This window comes from Streptomyces sp. NPDC089424, from assembly GCF_044749345.1.
GTDB lineage: Bacteria > Actinomycetota > Actinomycetes > Streptomycetales > Streptomycetaceae > Streptomyces.
In genome coordinates this window covers 214,042-233,308 of the sequence record NZ_JBIVHU010000006.1, presented here as the reverse complement: position 1 = coordinate 233,308, position 19,267 = coordinate 214,042, and the positions used below count along the sequence as shown (strand labels likewise).

The following is a 19,267-nucleotide window of genomic DNA, read 5'->3' as shown; positions in this document are numbered from 1 at the left end:
ATTGTGCGCGGCTGTGTCTTCTTTTGAGAAGCAATTTTCCGGAACGTTATGTCGAGATCTCGAACCGGCGGAGCGCGCCCGGCAGTCGGGAGCCGAGCGGCGCCATGTCGCCGTCCGCTCCGTGCCGGGCCAGCAGGTCGAGGGCGAGCCGGCCGCGCCGCACCCGCTCCCTGGCGGTGGCCAGGGTCAGCTCGCGCATGTGGTGCCCGTAGGGGTAGATCCCGGGCGCCTTGGAGAGGCCGAACTTCAGATAGAGCGGTGCGCCGCGCCGGATCAGCTCGGCGACCTCGTACATCCGCACATAGCCGCCGAGGTCGTCGGGGGCCTCGATGTACATGTCCATGGGGGCGCCGGACACCCGGCGGATCTCCGTGAGGTGATCCAGCGTCAGGTCGCTGGGCACGTTGACGGAGTCGGCGCCCAGCCGCTCGTACACCGCGTAACTCGCCGGGTTCACGGGCCCGATCAGCGCCGACACCTTGAGCGTGGTGTCGGCCGGGAGGATGCCCTGGGTGCGTGCCCGGTGCAGCGTCCACAGCACGCCCTCGTCCGCGACGAGCAGGCACTTCACCCCCAGCTCGGTCGCCCGTACGGCGTCCTCGACGCAGCCGGCGACGGCGTCGTGGCCGCGCGCCCGCGCTCCGGCGCCCCGGGAGTCGCTGCGGGTCGAACCGCCGATGTCCCAGGTGCCGCGCGGGCCGGTGAACAGGCAGAGTTCGATGTCGCGTGCGGCGGTCGCGTCGACCATCTCGGTGATCTCGGCGTCGGTCAGCATCCACACCCCGCTGCCCTGGCTGATCCGGTGGATCGGCACGTCCAGGCGCGAGGCCTCCTTGAGGACGACCGCCAGCGCCTCGGGGCCCTCGCACGAAGGGATCTCGGTGCGCCAGCGGCCACCGCCCGGGAAGGCGTGCGGTGAGGAGTCGGCGGGGTCGGGGGCGGGCACGCCCAGGCCGAGCGCGGTGAGTGCCTGCTCACCGGGCCTGCGGGCGGCCGTGGCGGAAGCGTCGGTCACAAGCTGTCCTTAGTGTTCGATATTTCGGACGAGGTTCGCGGCTTCGGGGACGCGGAGGCCGAGTACGCCGGTACGGGGGCCGTCAGGTCGCCCCCGTACCGGCGTACGCTCACGGGCGGAGCAGCACCTTGCCGACCTTCGGGTCGCCGGCCCCGACCAGCTCGATGGCGTGCGGGAACTCGGTCAGCGGCAGCTCGTGGGTGACCAGCGGCAGCGGATCCAGCAGCCCGGCGCCGAACATCCGCACCGCGTGCGCCCAGGCGTCCGGCGGCGCCCCGAAGACGGTGTGCACCTCCAGCTGCCGTACCACCAGGTCCGTCGGGTCCAGACCGTCGGCGCCCGGCGCCGGGATCCCCGTCAGCACCAGCCGGCCACCGCGCCGCAGCAGCGCGGCGGCGTTCCGGGCGGCGTCGGCCGAACCGGCCGTCTCGATCACCACGTCGAAGTCGCCGGGGAGGTCCTGGTCCTTGGTGCGGAAGTCGGTGGCGCCGAACTCCCTCGCCAGGGCGGCGCGGTCGGTGCGGGTGCCGACGACCAGCAACGCGGCCGGGGAGAGAGCCCGCAGGAACTGCACGGCGAACATGCCGAGGGTGCCGGTGCCGACGACCGCCACCCGCTCGCCCGGCCGCGCGCCCGCCTTCAGGGCCGCCGCGGCGACACACGCGGCGGGTTCGAGCAGCGCGGCGGCGGTGAGGTCGGCGTCGTCGTGGAGGACGTGCAGGAGGCGGGCCGGCAGGGTGAGGGTGGTCGCCATGGCGCCGGGCAGGGTGAAGCCGGTCTCCTCGTACCCTGCCGTGCACAGCGTGGTCTCGCCCGCGTGGCAGCGGTCGCACACCTGGCAGTTGCGAAAGCCCTCACCGACCACCTTGCGGCCGGCCAGCGAGTCCGGGACACCGGCGCCGGTCTCCGTGACCGTCCCCGACCACTCGTGGCCGGGGGTGAGCGGATAGCGGACGTAGCCCTCGGGCCGGTTGCCCTGGTAGACCTCGCGGTCGCTGCCGCAGATGCCGACGGCGTGCACCCGCACCTGCGCCTCGCCGGGGCCCGGCGGGCGGGGCGTGTGCGCGACGAGGCGGTGCGCGCCGGGCGCCTCGACGACGACGGCCGAGCTCACCGCGTCCCCTTCGGCTTGCGCTGCTCCCAGCCCTCGGCCCACAGGTCGAAGCGGGCCTGCTGCTGCGGGAACTCGGCGGCCGCGTCGGTGTCCAGCTCGACGCCGAGGCCGGGGGCGTGCGAGAGGTGGAAGCAGCCGTCCTCCGGGTCCACCTGGGGGGCGCCCTTGACGACCTTCTTGATCTCCGCGTCCGCGAAGTCGTTGAAGTGCTCAAGGATCTTGAAGTTGGGGGTGGTGAAGCCGACCTGGAGCGAGGCCGCGGTGAGCACCGAGCCGCCGACGTTGTGCGGCGCGATCAGCGTGTAGTGGGTCTCGGCGGTGGCGGCGAGCTTGCGGGTCTCCCAGATGCCGCCGATGTGGCCGACGTCCGGCTGGATGATGTCGACGGCCTGGCTCTCGAACAGCTCGCGGAACTCGATCCGGTCGTGGATCCGCTCGCCGGTGGCGACCGGCAGGTCCACCTTGGCGGCGACCTTCTCCAGGGCCTTGAGGTTCTCCGGCGGGACCGGCTCCTCCAGCCAGGCCGGCCTGAAGGGCGCGAGTTCATGGGCGAGCCGGACGGCGGTTGCGGGGGAGAAGCGGCCGTGCATCTCCAGCATCAGCTCGGCGTCGGGGCCGATGGCGTCCCGGACCGCCTCGATCAGGGAGACGGCGTAGCGGGTCTGCTGGTGGTCCAGCTCGAAGTGCCCGGTGCCGAAGGGGTCGATCTTCAGGGCCCGGTAGCCGCGCGCCATGACCTCCTGGGCGGCCTTGTGGTACGCCTCCGGCGTCCGCTCCGTGGTGTACCAGCCGTTGGCGTACGCCTTGACCTTGTCGGTGACCTTGCCGCCGAGCAGCTGCCAGACCGGTACGCCGAGGGCCTTGCCCTTGATGTCCCAGCAGGCCATCTCGACCACGGCGATGCCCGACATCACGATCTCGCCGGCCCGCCCGTAGTCGCCGTACTTCATGCGGCGCACCAGGTCTTCGAGGGCGAAGGGGTCCGAGCCGGCGATGTGGTTGGCCTCGGCCTCCTTCAGATAGCCGAGGAGGGCGTCGGTGCGGCCCAGCATCCGGGTCTCCCCGACGCCCGTGATTCCCTCGTCGGTGTGCACCTGGACGTAGGTCAGGTTGCGCCACGGCGTCCCGACCACGTGCGTGCTGATTCCGGTGATGCGCACGGCAGTTGCCCCTCGTGAAGGTAGGCTCTGTTCGATATTTCGTCACACGTTCGAAATGTTGGCGTGACAGTAAGGATGGGGCGGTGGGGGTGTCAATGGGGTGGGCGGGTAACGGTTTCGAGACTTTCGCTGACCGGTTTCGGCCCGATGCGCGCGGGTTGCCCTCAAGTCGACGCGCCGGAGGGGCCTGTTCCGCACAGAACCTTCACAGCGACGACTATGAACGTTACCGATCAAAAACTTAACCTTCCCGCGTCATGGACTACTGCCACCCGTGCCGACGGCACCTGAATGGCGCGCTCGCCTGCCCGGGGTGCGGCACACCTTCCGATCAACTTCGCGCCTACGCGGAGGAAACCGTCGTGCGTACCGTCGTACGGACGGATGTGCGTACGGACGTCGTCACGGTGGTCCGGGCCGCGGAGCCCGGCGAACCGCGCGGCGCCGAGCGCGACGACAACGATGCCGACGCCGACGAGATCGACGAGATCGACGACGACGATGCCGAGTTCGAGGAGGACGACGGCTCCGGGCGGGAGTCCAGGCGCCGTCGCCAGTCGAACGCCAGCCGTCGCGACCGCAAGGCCGCGGCCCACCGCCGCCGGCGGCGCCGCACCCTGCTGATCGTCGCGGGGTTCCTGCTGGCCGCGGGCGCCCTCAGCCTCGCCGAACTCGGCCTGGACGCCCCCGGCTCGGCGCCGAAGCCGGCCGCCGCCGGGGACGCCTCGGCGGACGGCGGCGCGGAGGACGGGTCCGACGAGTCGGCGGCCCCCGGGGCCGACGCCTCCACGGGCGCCACACCCACGGCGTCCTCGTCCTCCTCCGCGTCCGCCTCCCCGTCCGAGTCGGCCAAGGAGGACGAGAAGGAGGACAAGGAGTCGGCGAGCCCGACGGCGGAGGAAGGCTCCGCCCCGGCGGACACGGCCCCGGACCCGACGGCCTCCGCCCCGGCGCCCCCACCCGCCCCGGACCCGACCCCCACCCCGACGGCGGACCCCCCGAGCCAGGACCCGACCCCCAAACCGACCCCCACCCAAACCTGCGACCGCTTCCTGTGGTGGTGCACCTAACCCACCGGACTGCGCCCGGCACCGAGGCGCCGGTCGCCCTGCGACACGGGTGGCCGGTTCGCGTGGCGGCGCACCTGAAGGGACCGCTGACCGCGCAGGCGTCCGGCGGCTCGGTCCGGAGGCCGGGCGCCCGTGGCACGGGTGGCCGGTGCGTGTGGCGGCACACCGTAACCGCCCCCAACCGCCCGACGGCTCCGCTCGGGCAGGCCCCGAGGCCGGTCGCCCTGCGGCACGGGTGGCCGGTTCGTGTGGCGGGGTACCTGAGCGGCCGTCCCGCGCAGGCCTCCGGCGGTTCCGCTTCGGTAGGCCCGGTCGGTTCGTGTGGCGGCACACCGGAACGGGGGCCCGCGCAAGCGCCCGGGGACTCCGTCCGGGCGGGCCCGGCGGCGGTCACCCTGCGGCACGGGTGGCCGGTTCGCGTGGCGGCGCACCGGAACGGCCGCCCCGCGCAGGCCTCCGGCGGTTCCGTTTCGGTAGGCATCGAGGCGGGGTGCCCCCGTGGCACGGGTGGCCGGTTCGTGTGGCGGCGCACCGGAACGGCCGTCTCGCGCAAGCGTCCGGCGGTTCCGCTTCGGTAGGCCTTGAGGCGGGGTGCCCCCTTGGTACGGGCGGTCGGTTCGTGTGGTGGCGGACCAGAGCGGGCCGACCCGCGCAGGCGCCCGGGGGCTCCGCTTGGGTAGGGCGGAGGCCGGGCGCGTTCGTGTGGCGGCGTGTCTGACGGCGTGCGATGCGACGGGGCCGGCGGGTGGGGGCGTTCGGGTCGGTCCCGGGGGCCGCCGGGGCGTCTAGCGCCTGGCGTGGATCGCCGGTTCCTGGGGTGGTGGGCCGAGGTTCGGTGGGGTCCGGTCGGTGGCCGCCTCCTTCGCCCAGGTCTCCAGGACGTCCGTGAACTCGGCCGCCCGCTCCGCCCAGTCGAGCTCGGCCAGCGCCGCCGCGCGGCCGCGGGCGGCGGCGTCCAGGCGCAGCCGCGCGTCGGTGCGCAGCCGCCGTACCGCCTCCGCGGCCGCCGCCGGGTCGCCGTAGGGGACGACGAGACCGCAGCGGTGCCGCTTCACCAGGGCCGCCGCCAGCGGGTTCGGCGTGGTGACGACGGGGACGCCGTGGGCCATGTACTCGACGACCTTGGTGGGCCGCGAGTGACGGTAGTTGGGCTGGTCGTGGAGGAGGGACAGTCCCGCCGTCGCGCCGGAGAGCAGTGCGAGCGCACGGTCGTTGGGCAGATAGCCGTGCCAGTCGAGGACACCCTCGCGGTCGGCCTCGGTCAGCGCGCCGCGCACATCCACGTCGGCCGCGCCGATCGCGTCGACCCGGACGTCCGGCGCCAGCAGCCGCGCCGTCTCGATGAGGTCGAGCGCGCCGCGTGCCCGGGACAGATGCCCCAGATAGACGACCCGGTCCGCGCCGGGCGGTTCGGGCGGCGCGGCGGGCACCGCCGTGAGGTTCGGCACGACGGGGTGGAGCCGGCGGAACCGCTCCCGGTACGCGTCCTCGGCGAGCAGCAGCCGTACATGCCGTTCGGCCAGGCGTTCCGCCGCCCGCACCGCCAGCTTCAGCGGCGGCCGCAGCGCCGTCGGCACCCAGCGCTTCATCGTGAGCGCCGCCGCCGTGTCCTCGTGCACGTCCCACACGGTCACCGGGGCCCGGCCGCCACGCCGCCAGCGGCGCATCGTGCCGGGCAGGGCGAGCAGCAACTCCGGGTCGTGCAGCAGCACCACGTCCGCGTCCGGTCCGCGCTCCACGAGCAGCGCGCGCGCCGCCCGCAGCGCCGCCCGGCGTTCCCGGCCGGCGGCCCGGGGGAGGTCCACGCCCTCGACACCCGGGCGCGGCTGCACCCCGCGGGCGCCGAAGGGGGCGGCGTACACGATCCGATGGCCGCGTTCGGCCAGGGCCGTGATCTGCCGGTGCAGTATCCGCGCGTCCTCCGGATGGTGGACGACGGTGACCACGAGTATCCGCATCAGAACAGCACCTTTCGGCTCCGCCCGGCCCGCTACAGCACCTCGACACCGGGGCGGAATATCCGCCCCCGGGTGTCGAAGAGCAGGCGGGCCGCGTCGGCGAGGGCGGGCAGGTCGTAGGAGGAGTGGTCCTGGAGCAGGATCGTCAGGTCGTGCCCGGCGGCGGCGGCCGTCGGGTCGTCGACGCGGGGGACCGGCACACCGTCGACGGACCACTCGTCGACATGCGGGTCGTGGAAGAAGATCTCGGCCTCCCGCTGCCGCAGCAGCCGGGCCACCGGCACCGCCGGGCTCTCCCGCTGGTCGGCCACGTCGGGCTTGTAGGTGACGCCGAGCATCAGCACCCGGGAGCCGTGCAGCGGCCGGCCTGCGTGGTTGAGCAGGTCCTGGGCGCGGCGGACGACGTACTCCGGCATCCGCCGGTTGATCTCCTGGGCGAGCTCGACGAACCGGAACTCGTAGCCGAGCGAGGAACGCACCTTGTACGACAGGTAGTTCGGGTCGATGGGTATGCAGTGCCCGCCGACGCCCGCACCCGGCCGGAACGCCTGGAAGCCGAACGGCTTGGTGCCGGCGCAGCGGATCGCGTCCCACAGGTCGACGCCCAGCTCGTGGCTGATGACGGCGAGTTCGTTGACGAGGGCGATGTTGACGTGCCGGTAGGTGTTCTCCAGCAGCTTGGCCATCTCGGCCTCGCGGGTGCCCTTCGCCTGCACGACCGTGTCGACGAGCTTGCCGTAGAAGCCGACCGCGCGGGCGGCGCACGAGGGGGTGCAGCCGCCGACGACCTTCGGGGTGTCGCGCAGCCCGTGTCCGGTGTTGCCGGGGTCGATGCGCTCCGGTGAGAAGGCGAGGGCGAAGTCCCGCCCGGCGCGCAGCCCGGAGACCTCCTCCAGCAGCGGCCGTACGACCTCCTCGGTGGTGCCCGGGTAGGTGGTGGACTCCAGCACCACGAGCTGTCCGGGCCGCAGCCGGCCCGCCACCGCCCGGACGGCGGCCGTGACCGCGCTGAGATCGGGCCCGCCGTCCCCGTTGAGGGGGGTCGGCACGCAGATCACCACCGTCTGGACGCGGGCGAGGCAGCTGTCGTCGGTGGCGGCGCGGAACCCGGCCGCCAGCATCGCGCGGACGTCCTCGTCGGAGACGTCGTCGACGTGGGAGCGCCCGGAGTTGAGCCCGGCGGCGATCCGGGGGTTCTTGTCGAGGCCGACGACCTTCAGGCCGACCGCCGCCGCCTCCCGCGCGAGCGGCAGTCCGACGTAGCCGAGCCCGATCACCGCGAGTTCGGCGGTGCCGGCCATTTCTGATTCCCCGAGCTGTGCGTTCTTGTCCCCGAGCGGTTCGGACTGGTCGACCTGCATAGGGCTGCTCCCGTCCCGTGGGCGGACTCGGATCTGAAGTTGTGCGGTCCGGTCCGCTCCCGCGAGAGCGCCGGATGGCTCCTCGCGGACGGCCGAGCGGTTCCTCAGAGACAGCCGAGGGCGCGGTACGCCTCCCGGGTGGTCGCGGCGACCCGCGTCCAGGTGCGGTCACGCGCCACGATCTGACGAGCGGCCGTACCCCATTCGGACCGCTTTCGACTGTAAAGAAGGAATTCGATCGCATCTGCCCAAGCCTGTTCCGATGCGGGCGGAACGAGCTGCCCGGTCGCTCCCGGCTTGACGAGCTCCCGCAGCGCGGGGAGATCGCTGGCGGCCACCGGCAGCCCGCTCGCCATCGCCTCGACCGGCTTCAGCGGCGTCACCAGCCGGCACACCCGGGCGTCGGTGCGCGGCACCGCGAACACGTCCAACACGGCGTGGAACTGGCGGACTTGGGCGTACGGGACCTGGCCCGTGAACAACGCCGTCCCGTCGTCGAGACCCAGCAGGCCGGCCAGCCTCGACAGCGCCGGCCGCTCGGGTCCGTCCCCCACGATCAGCAGCCGCAACGGCACCCCGCGGCGCCTCAGCTCGGCACCCGCATGGAGCAATGTGCCGATTCCCTCGTGTGGAGTAAGGCTGCTGACCGTGCCGACCACGAAGTCGTCCGGCGCGATGCCGAGCCGGGCCCGCAGCGGCGCCCCGTCCGGCGGCGGCGTCAGGAACTCCTCGTCCACCGCGTTCGGCACGATCAGCACCCGCTCCTCGGGCACCCCGCGGGCCACGATCTCCGCCTTCATCGCCGCCCCCAGCGTCAGCACCAGGTCCGCCTCCCGCATGCAGTGCGTCTCCAGCTCGCGCCGGGCCAGGTACGTCGGGTCGTCCGGCGTCCGCCCCGGTGCCTGGGTCAGCCAGGTGTCCTCCAGGAAGCCCCGCACCTCGTAGACCACCGGCAGCCCGTAGGCCGCGCGCAGGGCCAGCGCCACGCGCCCGTTGCCGTGGTCGGTGGCCGGGTGCAGCACGGCCGGCCGCAGCCGCTCCACCAGCCGCCCGGCCAGCTCGGCGTTGCGGGCCAGCACCGCCGCCTGCCCGTACGGCAGCCAGGACGGCAACAGCCGGTGCTGCGGCACCCCGTCCACCGTCTGCACCGCACGGGCGTCCAGCACCCCCTGCGCCACCGGGAACCCGACCCGCGTCACCACGTGCGGATCGAGACCGGCGGCCCGCTGCGCCGCGGCGATCTTCTGGGTGCGCACGGTGTAACCGGCGTGCTTGAACGGCAGTCCGTTGGTGACCAGATGGAGCACCCGGCCCGGCACCGGCCTGAGGGCCGTGCGGGCGGGCGGCGCGGGCACGTGTACCCCGGATGGAGCAGCGGCCGGACCCGCTGTCCGGGCCCGGCCGGCCAGGCGTCGTTCCAGCGGACGGACCCGGCGCCGCACGGGCGACGGCAGCAGCCGTACCCCCAGCAGCGCGGCCCTCAGGGGGTCATGGCGCAGTTCGCCCCACGCCACGGATGCGGCCAGACTGAGCGCACGGGGGATATGACGCGACATGCCGTCACGTTAGGCGGCGAGAGCGGAGAAAGTACGACATGAACGGCCGCATACTTCACGTCGTCGGCACCCGACCGAACTTCGTCAAGGCCGCCCCGGTCGTCGCCGCACTGCGCACGGCGGGCTGCGACCAGGTGCTCGTGCACACCGGCCAGCACTACGACGAACGGATGTCGGACATCTTCTTCCGGCAGCTCGGCCTGCCCGAACCGGACACCGATCTCGGTGTCGGCTCCGGCAGCCACGCCCGGCAGACCGCCGACCTGCTCGTCGCCCTGGAGGCCGAGCTGACCGCCCGCGACCCCGCCCTCGTCATGGTCTACGGGGACGTCAACTCCACGCTGGCGGCCGCCCTGGTCGCCGCCAAGCTGGGGATACCCCTCGCCCATGTGGAGGCGGGACTGCGCAGCTTCGACATGACGATGCCGGAGGAGGTGAACCGGCGCCTGGTCGACCAGCTGGCCGATCTGCTGTTCGCCACCAGCCCGGAGGCGATCGGCCACCTCGCCCGCGAGGGCGTCGACCCCGCCCGGGTACATCTGGTCGGCAACCCCATGATCGACACCCTGCTCACCCATGTGGACCACTTCGACCCGGCCGCCGCCCGCGCCGCCCACGGGCTGCCCGAGCGCTACGCCGTGGTCACCCTGCACCGGCCCGCCAACGTCGACGACCCCGATGCGGCGAAGGCGGCCGCCCGGGTGCTGACCGAGGCGGCCCGCCTCCTCGACCTCGCCGTCCCCCTGCACCCGCGCGGCCGGGCGGCGCTCGGCGAGGCCGGCCTCGACGGCGCACCCGGCGTCCACGTCCTCGACCCGCTGGGATACGTCGAGTTCATGAGCCTGGTGCGCGGCGCGGCGGCGGTGATCACCGACTCCGGCGGCGTACAGGAGGAGACCACCGTGCTCGGGGTGCCCTGCCTGACCCTGCGCACCACGACCGAGCGGCCGGTCACCGTCACCCACGGCACCAACCGGCTCGTCGGCCACGCCGAACTCGTCCCCGCGCTGCGCAAGGTGCTGGACGGCGGCCGGCCGGCGCCCGACGAGGGACCGCCCCTGTGGGACGGCCGCGCCGGAGCCCGGATCGCCGCCGAGGTCGTCCGCCGGCTGGACCACCATGTCTGAGTCCACCCGTCTCTACTGGGACACCCGCCACCGCGAGCACGACGACCTCGCCTCGGGCGGTCACATCGGCCTGGACCGCGCGGGCAACGAGATCTTCTACGCCCAGCGGCTCGGCGCCCTGCTGCCGCTGATCGGCGACCTGGCCGACGAGTCGGCCCCCCTGTTCGTGCTCGACGCGGGCTGCGGCAAAGGGCACTTCGCCCGCGCCCTGGCCCGCTGCGGGCACCGCGTCGACGCCTTCGACACGAGCGAGGAGGCCGTCGCGCACGCCCAGGCCGAGGGCGGCGGCCCGCGCTACTCCGTCGCCGCCCTGGACGAGTGGCGCAGCCCCTGGCCGTACGACGTGGTGCTCTGCCTCGACGTCCTCTTCCACGTCCTCGACGACGCGGAGTGGGCGGCCGGGCTGGGCAACCTGGCCTCGCTGGTGCGGATCACCGGACGGCTGATCCTGACCGACGAGGACATCACCACCCGCCGGCCGCGCGGCGACTACATCCTGCACCGCCCGGCCGACGAGTACACCGCGCTGCTCGAACCCCTCGGCATGCGGCACACCCTGTTCACCCCGTACGGCTTCCGCGAGAACGAGGTCGGCTTCCACGTCTTCACGAGGACCCGCTGATGCGCCTGACCGATCTGCTCCACCCTCACCTGGACGGCGTCACCACCGTCGTGGACGCCACCGACGGCGGGCTCGACCTGGAGCCCTACCTCCATCTGCCCGACGACGTCGCCATGCACCACGGCGAACGCGACATCGGCGAGAACGAGCTGGTGATCGTCTCGTTCGGACCCGATCCGGCACTGCACGGCACCGAGACCGACTGTCTCGCCGTGCTGCGCCGCATGCGCCCCGGCGGCCGCGGCCTGATCCTCTTCGGGCACCGCGGCCCCGAACTCCCCTACCACCGGCTGCTCGACGCCCTGGTCGCCCACCACTGCCAGGTGCTGCGCGCCGCCCCCCTCGACTACGTGCACCTGCACGCGGCCGCGGTGATCGTGCGCACCGACGAACTCCGGCCGCCGCACGACTGGTTCGGCCGGGCCGTCCCGGCGGAGGGCTTCGCCACCGCCCTGCGGATCGCCGACGAGTACGTCCTCGCCGACCTGGTGTCCCGCTCGCTGCGGGCCCGGGTGCTGGACCTCGAACGCGACGCCGAGGAGGCGGAACGCGCCCGCGGCCCCGTCCACGAGGAGGGCCTCGCCGAGCGCCTCGCCGCCGCCGCGCGGGACAAGGACCAGCTGGCGGCCGCCCTGCACCGCGCACGCGACCGCGTCGGCCTGCTGGAGGCGCGGGTGGCCATGCTGGAGGGCTCGACCTCCCTGCGGGTGGGCCGGGCCCTGGTGTCGGCCGCCCGCTCCCCCCGGCAGGAGGCGCCCCGACTGCCCCGCGAGCTGTACGGACTGTGGCGGGGACGGGTGAGGTCCCGTGCCCTGTCCGCCTCCTCGCGCGCCGCCACCGAGGCGGGGCTGCGGGAGCTGTACGGACGATGGCGGGGGCGCCTCAAGCCGGGCACCGTGGTCACGGGCACGGCGAGCCGCGCGACGGCGCGTCCGGCGCCGTCCGGTCCCGTGCCCCAGATCGCGGTGCCCGACGGGCGGATGCACCTCGCCCACCGGGCGTTCACCTCGACGCCCCGCGACCGGATGGTGCTCGTCGGTGTGCTGACCGACGGGACCGCCGCGGACCTCGCGGCGGACGCGGTGGTCAACCGTGCGCTGCCGCACGACGGCCGGCTGGTCGTGCAGCGCACCGACCCGGACGCCCTGGTCGTCCAGCTCAGCGCCTGCACCGGCGAGGGCCCCTGGTCGCTCACCGGCAGCGGACTCGCCCCCGACCTGGACCGGAAACTGGCCGAACTGCTCACCGAGACCCGTGCGGCGGGCCGCCGCTGCCTGCTGTGGCGGGACGGCCCGGTCTCCGCCGCCCCCGGCCTCACCCGGCTCGCCTGGGACGCGGTGCTCGACGCCGACGCCGGAGTGCGGCTGACGGGCCTCGACCCGGCCGCCGTCGGCCGGCAGCGACTGCGCGAGGTGTTCCGGGCGGAGAGCTCCCGGGTACGCCTGTCGCAGCTGGCCCGCCGGATCGGCGCCCCCGACCCGCTGGACCGGCGCCGGATCTGCGTGCTGGCCGACCCACGGGACCGGGCCGGCATCGCCCGTCTCACCGAGCAGGTGCTGAGCCAGCGCCACCGGCCCGCCGAGGTCGTCGTGCCCGATCCCACCGGGCTCGACGAACTCGCCGCCGCCGGCGTCACGGTGCGCACCGGCGAGCCCCTCGCGCCCTGGGTCGTCGACTGGACGGACCTCACCGAGGAACGCCCGGACACCCTGCTGCTCGACCTGATGTGCGCGCAGGAGTACTCCGGCGCCGACGCGGTGGGCTCCACGCCCGCCGCCGACGACTACCTCTTCGTCCCCGAACTGCGCCCCCTCCTGGTGCGCCGGTCGCTGCTGACCTCCGGCGCGCCGCCCGAGACCTGGGCGCGCCAGGGACACCGCCTGTTCGCCTGGTGCGGGAAGGAGCCGACATGAGCCGGACACTGAACGCGCTCGTCTACGGCGACGTTGACCTCAATCTCATCGACGGCTCCGCCGTCTGGGCCCAGTCGACGGTGCAGGCACTGTCGCGGGCCGGCTGCCGGACCCGGCTGGTCCTCAAGGCCCCCGTGCTCACCAGCCGGCTGATCGACCCGCTGGCCGGGCTGCCCGGGGTCACCGTGGTCAGCCCGCACGAGCAGCGGCTGCTGTCCGGGCTGTCCGACCGGCCGCTGTCGCCGGTGCAGGCCTCCCAGGCGCTGACCCTGCTCGACCAGGACGAGCCCTGCGACCTGCTGGTGCTGCGCGGCCGGCGGCTGGTGGGGCGGATGGTCACCGACGGCCTCTTCGAGGGCCGGATCTGGGCCTACCTCACCGACATCCCGCAGTCGGCCGCCGAGATGACCGAGGGGGCGCGCGCGGAGCTCACCCGCATCGCCGAGGCCTCCCAGCGTCTGCTGTGCCAGACCGAGGAGCTGCGCTGCCTGCTGGAGACCTCCGTGCCCGAGGCCTGCGGCAAGTGCGTGCTCAGCCCGCCCGCCGTGCCCGAGCCGGGCTTCCCGCTGCCGGAGCGCGAGCATCCGCACGACCCCTTCCGGCTCGTCTACACCGGCAAGTTCGCCCCGCTGTGGAACACCCTGCCGATGACCCGGCTGCCGGCGCTGCTCGCCGAGGAGGGGGTGCGGGCCGAGCTGCACACCGTCGGCGACAAGATCCACGAGGACCCCTCGCACCCGGAGTTCCAGGACGCCATGGCGCGGGCGCTGGCCGGCACGCCGGGCGTCGAGCACCACGGCGGGCAGCCGCGCGAGGAGGCCATGCGCATCGCCGCCGAGTGCGACCTCGGCATCGGCTGGCGCGAGCCCGCGCTGGACGCGAGCCTCGAACTGTCCACCAAGGTGCTGGAGTTCGGCGCCCTCGGGCTGCCGGTCGTCCTCAACCGCACCCCCACCCACGAAGCGCTGCTCGGCGGCGACTACCCCCTGTTCGTCACCGGGCACGCCGGACTCGACGACGCCGTCGAGACCGTCGCGCGTGCGGTGCGGGAGCCGCAGGCCCGGCGGACCGCCGCCGAACGCTGCCGTCAGGCCGCCTCCCGGTACACGCTCCGGGCCGCCGCCGCGCGCTGGCGCGCCCAGCTGGACCAGGCCTTCCCCGAGGCGCCCGCCGCCGTGATCGCCCGGCCGCGGCCGCTGCGGGTCGGCGTCGCCGGCCACGACCTGAAGTTCCTCTCCCGGCTCCTCGACCACTTCCGCACCGTGCCCGGTCTCGACGTACGCGTCGACGCCTGGCCCGCGCTGGCCCGGCACGATCCGGCGGCGAGCCGGGAACTCGCCGGATGGGCCGACGTCGTGGTCGTCGAGTGGTGCGGCCCGGCCGCGGTCTGGTACAGCCGCCACAAGCGGCAGGACAGCCGGCTGATCGTCCGGCTGCACCGCTTCGAACTGGACGCCGACTGGCCCGCGCAGGTCGACATCGACGCCGTCGACCAGGTCATCTGCGTCAGCTCGTACTACGCCCGCCGCACCCTGGAGGAGACCGGCTGGCCGGAGTCCAAGGTGACGGTCGTCCCGAACTGGGTCGACACCGACCAGCTCGACCGCCCCAAGGCGCCCGGAGCCCGCTTCCGGCTCGGCATGATCGGCATCGCGCCCTGTCGCAAGCGCATGGACCTGGGCCTGGACGTGCTGGAGGCGCTGCGCGCCCGGGACCGTCGCTGGCACCTCTCCGTCAAGTCCAAGCCGCCCTGGGAGTACTGGTGGATCTGGAACAAGCCCGAGGAGCGCGCGCACTACGACGCCGTACTGCGCCGTATGCAGACCTCGCCGCTGCTCGACGGGGCGGTGGTCTTCGACGACTTCGGCGCGGACGTGGCCGGCTGGCTCCGCCGGATCGGGAACGTGCTGTCCACCAGCGACGACGAGAGCTTCCATCTCGCCCCGGCCGAGGGCATGGCCTCCGCCGCGGTGCCCGCGCTGCTGCCGTGGCCGGGGGCCGACGAGATCTACGACCGGCGCTGGATCCACCAGGATCCGCAGGCGATGGCGGAGTCGCTGGCCGGGCTGGGCGAGGAGGGCTGGCGGGAGGCCGGGCAACTGGCCCGCACCCAGGTGCGGGAGCAGTTCTCGCTGCACCGGGTGGCCCGGACCTGGACGGATCTGCTGGTGTCCCGCTGACGGGATCAGGCGGCGCGCTCCGGTTTGGCGACCCGGAAGACGAACTGACCGCAGAACGTCAGCTTGCGCAGGTTCACCAGCGCCGTCCGCCGCCCGGTCTGCTGCGCCCAGCTGTCGATCTCGACGTTCAGCGGGGACTCCTCGCTCCAGTAGCGCCCGTACTTCTGCTTGCCGCCGTCCCCGTAGGACCGCATGATCAGCGTCACCCCGTCCAGGGAGGGCCGGATCTCCTTCAGGGTCAGCCCGGCCTCCTCGACCAGCACCCGGAAGCCGTACGGCGTGTAGTTCCACAGGCTGAAGGAGTGGTACGGCTCGAACTGGGACGTGCTGCCGATGAACAGCCCGCCCGGCCGCAGCACCCGGCCGATCTCCGCGAGCAGCTCACGCGGGTGCGAGACGTGCTCGAAGACCTGGTGCGAGTAGATCAGCGGGACGGTGTCCGAGCGGAACGGCAGGCGGACTCCGTCGAAGTGGACCAGCGCATCTCCGTTCGGCCGGTACTGGCGCGACTCCGGGGAGTCCTGGATGTCCACCCCGATCCATCGCACCTTCGGATCGTGTCTGCGAAAGAGGGCGACGGACGCGCCCCGCCCGCACCCGAGGTCGACCACCCGGTCCGGCGCGCCCGGCGCGGTCATGACCTCGTCCAGGTAGTAGCGGGACGTGACCTGGCGTGCGTGGTCGTCGGGGATGCAGTCGCGCATGAGGTCCCACAGGGTCGCCATGCGCAGAGGCTAAGGAGATGCCGCACCCGCGCCGCGCAACCCCCCGGCGGTTCGCGCTCCCGGCCACCCGGAAGGCGTGATGCCACTGGCCGCGGGGGCCCAGGGCCCGTCCGGCAATCCCTAGCCCTCCACCGCCACCATCCGCTGCAGCAGGTCCCGCAGTGTCCGCCGTTCCTCCTCGCTCAGCCCCGCCAGCGGCTCCCGGGCGAAGCGCAGCGACTCGCGCAGGCTGCGGGCCACCCGGTGGCCCTCGTCCGTCGCCGCCGCCAGCTTCACCCGGCGGTCGGCCGGATCCGGGCGGCGCTCGGCCAGGCCCCGCGACGCGAGGCGGTCGACGATGCCCGTGACGTTCGACGGCTCGCACTTGAGCTTATGGGCCAGCTTGCGCATGGGGAGCGGCTCCAGCGAGAGCAGGCTGAGCAGCTTGGCCTGGGCGCCGGTCAGCGCGTGCTCGGCGGCCGCCTCCTCGTACTCCTCGTGGTACCGGGCCACGACCGAGCCGATCAGGTCGACGACCTCCATGGTCAGCGCGTCGGGGCGGGTGCGGTGAGGTGTGGCCATGCCGTCCAGGGTACCCCGTTACTTGACAGCATGAAATGTTCAAGCGCATCGTTGTTTCAGGTACTGAAGTATCAGTATCGGCTCCTGCGCGAGTCCGAAGCCCGAGGAAAGGTGCCCGCACCATGACCGCCACCCCCGCCCTGCCCGACGTCTCCCGCGAGTGGCACCTGGCCGCCCGTCCCGTCGGCTGGCCCAAGCCCGAGGACTTCGCCCTGGTCGAGGCCCCGATGCCCACGCCGGGTGAGGGCCAGGTCCTGGTACGGAACCTGTACGTCTCCGTCGACCCCTACATGCGCGGCCGGATGAGCGCCGCCAAGTCCTACGCCGCCCCCTACGAGCTGGGCAAGGTCATGCAGGGCGGCGCCGTCGGCGAGGTCGTCGCCTCGCGCGCCGAGGGCTTCGCGGTCGGCGACCACGTCCTGCACTTCTTCGGCTGGCGCGAGTACGCCGCCTTCGACGCCAAGAACGCCGTCAAGGTCGACCCGCAGGCCGCGCCCCTGTCCACGTACCTGGGCGTGCTCGGCATGACCGGGCTCACCGCCTACGCGGGCCTGCTGCGCACCGCCGCCTTCAAGGAGGGCGACGTCGTGTTCGTCTCCGGCGCCGCCGGTGCCGTCGGCAGCCAGGTCGGGCAGATCGCGAAGCTCAAGGGCGCCTCCCGCGTCATCGGCTCCGCGGGCTCCGACGAGAAGGTCAAGCTGCTCGTCGAGGAGTACGGCTTCGACGCCGCCTTCAACTACAAGTCCGGGCCGGTGAGCGAGCAGCTGCGCGCCGCCGCCCCCGACGGCATCGACGTCTACTTCGACAACGTCGGAGGCGACCACCTGGAGGCGGCCGTCGGCTCCCTGAACCTGGGCGGCCGCATCGCGGTCTGCGGCATGATCTCGGTCTACAACAACACCGAACCCGCCCCCGGCCCGCGCAACCTCGCCCGCCTCATCCAGACCCGCGGCCGCATCGAGGGCTTCCTGGTCGGCGACCACTACGACCTCCAGCCGCAGTTCGTCCAGGAGGTCGGCCCCTGGATCGCCTCGGGCGCCCTCAAGTACCGCGAGACCGTCGTCGAGGGCATCGAGAACAACCTGGAGGCCTTCTTCGGTGTGCTGCGCGGCGACAACACCGGAAAGATGATCGTCAAGCTCTGAGGTCCGCCGTCCCGCCCGGCCTTCCTTGGCTTTCCGGTATGCGGTAAATTCTTTCCGAAATCATCCGGGGTCGTGGGCGCGAGTCCCGGGTGGACCGAGGAGGAAGACCACCGCATGCCCATTCAGCAGTCCGACGTCCTGTACACCGCCGTCGCCACCGCCCAGGGCGGCCGCGACGGCCGGGTCGCCACCGACGACGGCAGGCTCGACGTCGTGGTGAACCCGCCGAAGGAGATGGGCGGCAGCGGCTCCGGCACCAACCCGGAGCAGCTGTTCGCCGCCGGCTACAGCGCCTGCTTCCAGGGTGCCCTCGGCGTCGTGGCCCGCCGGGAGAACGCCGACATCTCCGGTTCGACCGTCACCGCGAAGGTCGGCATCGGAAAGAACGACGACGGCTTCGGGATCATCGTCGAGATCTCGGCGGACATCCCGGGCGTCGACGAGAGCACCGCGAAGTCGCTGGTCGAGAAGGCCCACCAGGTCTGCCCGTACTCCAAGGCGACCCGCGGGAACATCACCGTGACGCTCGCCTGACGGCACCCGTCACGCACGGCGAAGGCCGCACCCCGGGACGTGGGGTGCGGCCTTCGTCCGTGCGCCTGGTTCAGACGGCCGCCCGGTGCGCGGCCCGGACGAACCTCTCGTTCTCCGGCGCCGCCCCGCCCGGGAACGCGCAGCGCCGCCGCGTGTACCCGTACGCCAGCCCGCTGCGGGGATCCGCGAAGGCCTGCGAACCGCCCGCCCCGCTGTGCCCGAAGGTGCCCGCGCCGAGGAACGGGTACCAGTTCTCGGCCGTCGCCTGGAAACCGAGCCCGTACGCCTTGTGGGCCCGGCCCACCAGGTCGTGGCCGACGGAGTGGATCTGGCCGACCTCGGCGACCGTGTCCGGCTTGAGCAACGGCGGCCGCCCGGCCACCTCGCTGATCGCCGCCGCGTACATCCCGGCGAGCCCGCGCGCCGACGCCACTCCGCCCGCCGACGCCGGGCCCTTGGCGCGCACCAGCGGGGAGTTGGCGTGGTCCACCAGCTCCCCCGGCCCGCCCACATGCGCGTTGTAGGCGATCGCGGTGAGCGTGTGCGGCCCCGTCGGCCGGGCGTCCAGCACGGCCTGCTGCTCGGACGTCGGCAGCATCGGCTGAACGGTCCGGAAGCGGACCTCCTCAGCGGCGGGCAGCCCGAGGAAGAAGTCCAGCCCGTAGGGGACCCGCACCCGCTCCTCGTACACCTCCTGGAGGGTGCGGCCGGTGGCCCGCCGCACCACCTCACCGGCGAGGGCGCCCATCACCAGCGCGTGATAGCCGAACGCCGTCCCCGGACGCCAGAACGGCCGTTGGTCCGCGAGCCGTTCGGCGATCATCCGGTCGTCCGCGAGCTCCTCCTCGGTGAACCCGGCGTCGAGCCCGATCAGCCCCGCCCGGTGCGTGAGCAGCTCCCGCAGGGTCAGCGCGCTCTTGCCCTCGGCGCCGAACTCCGGCCAGTAGTAGGTCACCTTCCGGTCCAGTTCGAGCGTGCCGTCCTGGACGAGCAGCGCGACGACGAGGTGGGCGGCGCCCTTGGTGGACGAGAAGACGCCGTGCAGCGACTCGGCCGAGGCGCCGTCCGGGCCCGCCCACAGGTCGACGACCCGCCGCCCGTGCACGTAGGCGCACAACTGTCCCTCGTAGTCCGCCCGCTCCCGGGCCACGAAGGCGGCGAACTCCGCGCGCACCTCCTCGTAGCCCTCGGCGACGGTGCCGTGGATCTCCTGCGTCATCCGATCT

16 protein-coding genes are annotated in these 19,267 nt (G+C 73.4%); 7 read left to right on the top strand and 9 right to left on the bottom strand.

Going from position 1 to position 19,267, the window contains the following annotated elements; translation table 11 throughout:
* Window positions 1-46: 46 nt before the first annotated feature.
* The 3 genes from ACIP2X_RS25940 to ACIP2X_RS25930 all read right to left on the bottom strand — a co-directional run bounded on the left by ACIP2X_RS25940 (window position 47) and on the right by ACIP2X_RS25930 (window position 3,289).
* On the bottom strand, window positions 47-1,015 hold the full coding sequence (locus tag ACIP2X_RS25940) for a hypothetical protein (protein ID WP_401676848.1): 969 nt from the start codon (window positions 1,013-1,015) through the stop codon (window positions 47-49).
* Between the two features lie 109 nt (window positions 1,016-1,124).
* Window positions 1,125-2,129, bottom strand: coding sequence for a zinc-binding dehydrogenase (locus tag ACIP2X_RS25935; RefSeq protein WP_401676846.1), 1,005 nt, complete (start codon window positions 2,127-2,129; stop codon window positions 1,125-1,127).
* A complete protein-coding gene (locus ACIP2X_RS25930) occupies window positions 2,126-3,289 on the bottom strand; it encodes a mandelate racemase/muconate lactonizing enzyme family protein (protein ID WP_401676844.1) in 1,164 nt (387 codons plus the stop codon). Before ACIP2X_RS25930 ends, ACIP2X_RS25935 begins: the two co-directional genes overlap by 4 nt.
* A 362-nt stretch (window positions 3,290-3,651) precedes the next feature.
* On the opposite strand from ACIP2X_RS25930, the gene ACIP2X_RS25925 reads away from it, so the two are divergent.
* A complete protein-coding gene (locus ACIP2X_RS25925) occupies window positions 3,652-4,359 on the top strand; it encodes a hypothetical protein (RefSeq protein ID WP_401676842.1) in 708 nt (235 codons plus the stop codon).
* A 785-nt stretch (window positions 4,360-5,144) separates the two neighbouring features.
* On the opposite strand, the gene ACIP2X_RS25920 is transcribed toward ACIP2X_RS25925, so the two are convergent.
* The 3 genes from ACIP2X_RS25920 to ACIP2X_RS25910 all read right to left on the bottom strand — a co-directional run bounded on the left by ACIP2X_RS25920 (window position 5,145) and on the right by ACIP2X_RS25910 (window position 9,234).
* A complete protein-coding gene (locus ACIP2X_RS25920; protein ID WP_401676840.1) occupies window positions 5,145-6,317 on the bottom strand; it encodes a glycosyltransferase in 1,173 nt (390 codons plus the stop codon).
* Window positions 6,318-6,349: 32 nt separating this feature from the next.
* Window positions 6,350-7,618, bottom strand: a complete 1,269-nt coding sequence (locus ACIP2X_RS25915) for a nucleotide sugar dehydrogenase (protein WP_401677244.1) — start codon at window positions 7,616-7,618, stop codon at window positions 6,350-6,352.
* Window positions 7,619-7,782: 164 nt separating this feature from the next.
* A complete protein-coding gene (locus ACIP2X_RS25910; RefSeq protein WP_401676838.1) occupies window positions 7,783-9,234 on the bottom strand; it encodes a glycosyltransferase family 4 protein in 1,452 nt (483 codons plus the stop codon).
* A gap of 38 nt (window positions 9,235-9,272) precedes the next feature.
* On the opposite strand from ACIP2X_RS25910, the gene wecB reads away from it, so the two are divergent.
* Genes wecB through ACIP2X_RS25890 form a run of 4 tightly spaced genes read left to right on the top strand, consistent with a single transcriptional unit; the run spans window position 9,273 to window position 15,076 of the window.
* Window positions 9,273-10,361, top strand: coding sequence for a non-hydrolyzing UDP-N-acetylglucosamine 2-epimerase (gene wecB, locus ACIP2X_RS25905; protein WP_401676836.1), 1,089 nt, complete (start codon window positions 9,273-9,275; stop codon window positions 10,359-10,361).
* The gene (locus ACIP2X_RS25900; RefSeq protein ID WP_401676834.1) at window positions 10,354-10,983 is read left to right on the top strand and encodes a class I SAM-dependent methyltransferase; all 630 of its coding nucleotides are present in this window, start codon (window positions 10,354-10,356) and stop codon (window positions 10,981-10,983) included. Before wecB ends, ACIP2X_RS25900 begins: the two co-directional genes overlap by 8 nt.
* Window positions 10,983-12,896: a hypothetical protein gene (locus ACIP2X_RS25895; RefSeq protein WP_401676832.1), complete on the top strand. Its 1,914-nt coding sequence runs from the start codon at window positions 10,983-10,985 to the stop codon at window positions 12,894-12,896. Before ACIP2X_RS25900 ends, ACIP2X_RS25895 begins: the two co-directional genes overlap by 1 nt.
* On the top strand, window positions 12,893-15,076 hold the full coding sequence (locus ACIP2X_RS25890) for a glycosyltransferase (protein ID WP_401676830.1): 2,184 nt from the start codon (window positions 12,893-12,895) through the stop codon (window positions 15,074-15,076). Before ACIP2X_RS25895 ends, ACIP2X_RS25890 begins: the two co-directional genes overlap by 4 nt.
* A gap of 5 nt (window positions 15,077-15,081) precedes the next feature.
* Here the strand turns inward: ACIP2X_RS25890 and ACIP2X_RS25885 are convergent, their stop codons facing one another.
* Both ACIP2X_RS25885 and ACIP2X_RS25880 read right to left on the bottom strand, forming a co-directional pair.
* Window positions 15,082-15,801, bottom strand: a complete 720-nt coding sequence (locus ACIP2X_RS25885) for a class I SAM-dependent methyltransferase (RefSeq protein ID WP_401676828.1) — start codon at window positions 15,799-15,801, stop codon at window positions 15,082-15,084.
* A gap of 120 nt (window positions 15,802-15,921) precedes the next feature.
* A complete protein-coding gene (locus tag ACIP2X_RS25880; RefSeq protein WP_401676826.1) occupies window positions 15,922-16,362 on the bottom strand; it encodes a MarR family winged helix-turn-helix transcriptional regulator in 441 nt (146 codons plus the stop codon).
* A 122-nt stretch (window positions 16,363-16,484) separates the two neighbouring features.
* On the opposite strand from ACIP2X_RS25880, the gene ACIP2X_RS25875 reads away from it, so the two are divergent.
* Together ACIP2X_RS25875 and ACIP2X_RS25870 are read left to right on the top strand one after the other, a co-directional pair.
* On the top strand, window positions 16,485-17,507 hold the full coding sequence (locus ACIP2X_RS25875; protein WP_401676825.1) for an NADP-dependent oxidoreductase: 1,023 nt from the start codon (window positions 16,485-16,487) through the stop codon (window positions 17,505-17,507).
* 114 nt (window positions 17,508-17,621) lie between these two features.
* A complete protein-coding gene (locus ACIP2X_RS25870) occupies window positions 17,622-18,041 on the top strand; it encodes an organic hydroperoxide resistance protein (RefSeq protein ID WP_401676823.1) in 420 nt (139 codons plus the stop codon).
* A gap of 70 nt (window positions 18,042-18,111) precedes the next feature.
* Here ACIP2X_RS25870 and ACIP2X_RS25865 read toward each other — a convergent pair whose 3' ends face one another.
* Entirely contained in the window at window positions 18,112-19,260 is a 1,149-nt protein-coding gene (locus tag ACIP2X_RS25865; protein WP_401676821.1) for a serine hydrolase domain-containing protein, read from the bottom strand.
* Window positions 19,261-19,267: the final 7 nt, after the last annotated feature.

What these genes read in the sequence shown, in the direction of transcription:
- wecB (WP_401676836.1), top strand. Translation starts at nt 9,273, where the DNA reads ATGAACGGCCGCATACTTCACGTCGTCGGCACCCGACCGAACTTCGTC.
- ACIP2X_RS25910 (WP_401676838.1), bottom strand. Translation starts at nt 9,234, where the DNA reads ATGTCGCGTCATATCCCCCGTGCGCTCAGTCTGGCCGCATCCGTGGCG.
- ACIP2X_RS25890 (WP_401676830.1), top strand. Translation starts at nt 12,893, where the DNA reads ATGAGCCGGACACTGAACGCGCTCGTCTACGGCGACGTTGACCTCAAT.
- ACIP2X_RS25900 (WP_401676834.1), top strand. Translation starts at nt 10,354, where the DNA reads ATGTCTGAGTCCACCCGTCTCTACTGGGACACCCGCCACCGCGAGCAC.
- ACIP2X_RS25885 (WP_401676828.1), bottom strand. Translation starts at nt 15,801, where the DNA reads ATGGCGACCCTGTGGGACCTCATGCGCGACTGCATCCCCGACGACCAC.
- ACIP2X_RS25920 (WP_401676840.1), bottom strand. Translation starts at nt 6,317, where the DNA reads ATGCGGATACTCGTGGTCACCGTCGTCCACCATCCGGAGGACGCGCGG.
- ACIP2X_RS25880 (WP_401676826.1), bottom strand. Translation starts at nt 16,362, where the DNA reads ATGGCCACACCTCACCGCACCCGCCCCGACGCGCTGACCATGGAGGTC.
- ACIP2X_RS25870 (WP_401676823.1), top strand. Translation starts at nt 17,622, where the DNA reads ATGCCCATTCAGCAGTCCGACGTCCTGTACACCGCCGTCGCCACCGCC.
- ACIP2X_RS25915 (WP_401677244.1), bottom strand. Translation starts at nt 7,618, where the DNA reads ATGGCCGGCACCGCCGAACTCGCGGTGATCGGGCTCGGCTACGTCGGA.
- ACIP2X_RS25875 (WP_401676825.1), top strand. Translation starts at nt 16,485, where the DNA reads ATGACCGCCACCCCCGCCCTGCCCGACGTCTCCCGCGAGTGGCACCTG.
- ACIP2X_RS25895 (WP_401676832.1), top strand. Translation starts at nt 10,983, where the DNA reads ATGCGCCTGACCGATCTGCTCCACCCTCACCTGGACGGCGTCACCACC.
- ACIP2X_RS25865 (WP_401676821.1), bottom strand. Translation starts at nt 19,260, where the DNA reads ATGACGCAGGAGATCCACGGCACCGTCGCCGAGGGCTACGAGGAGGTG.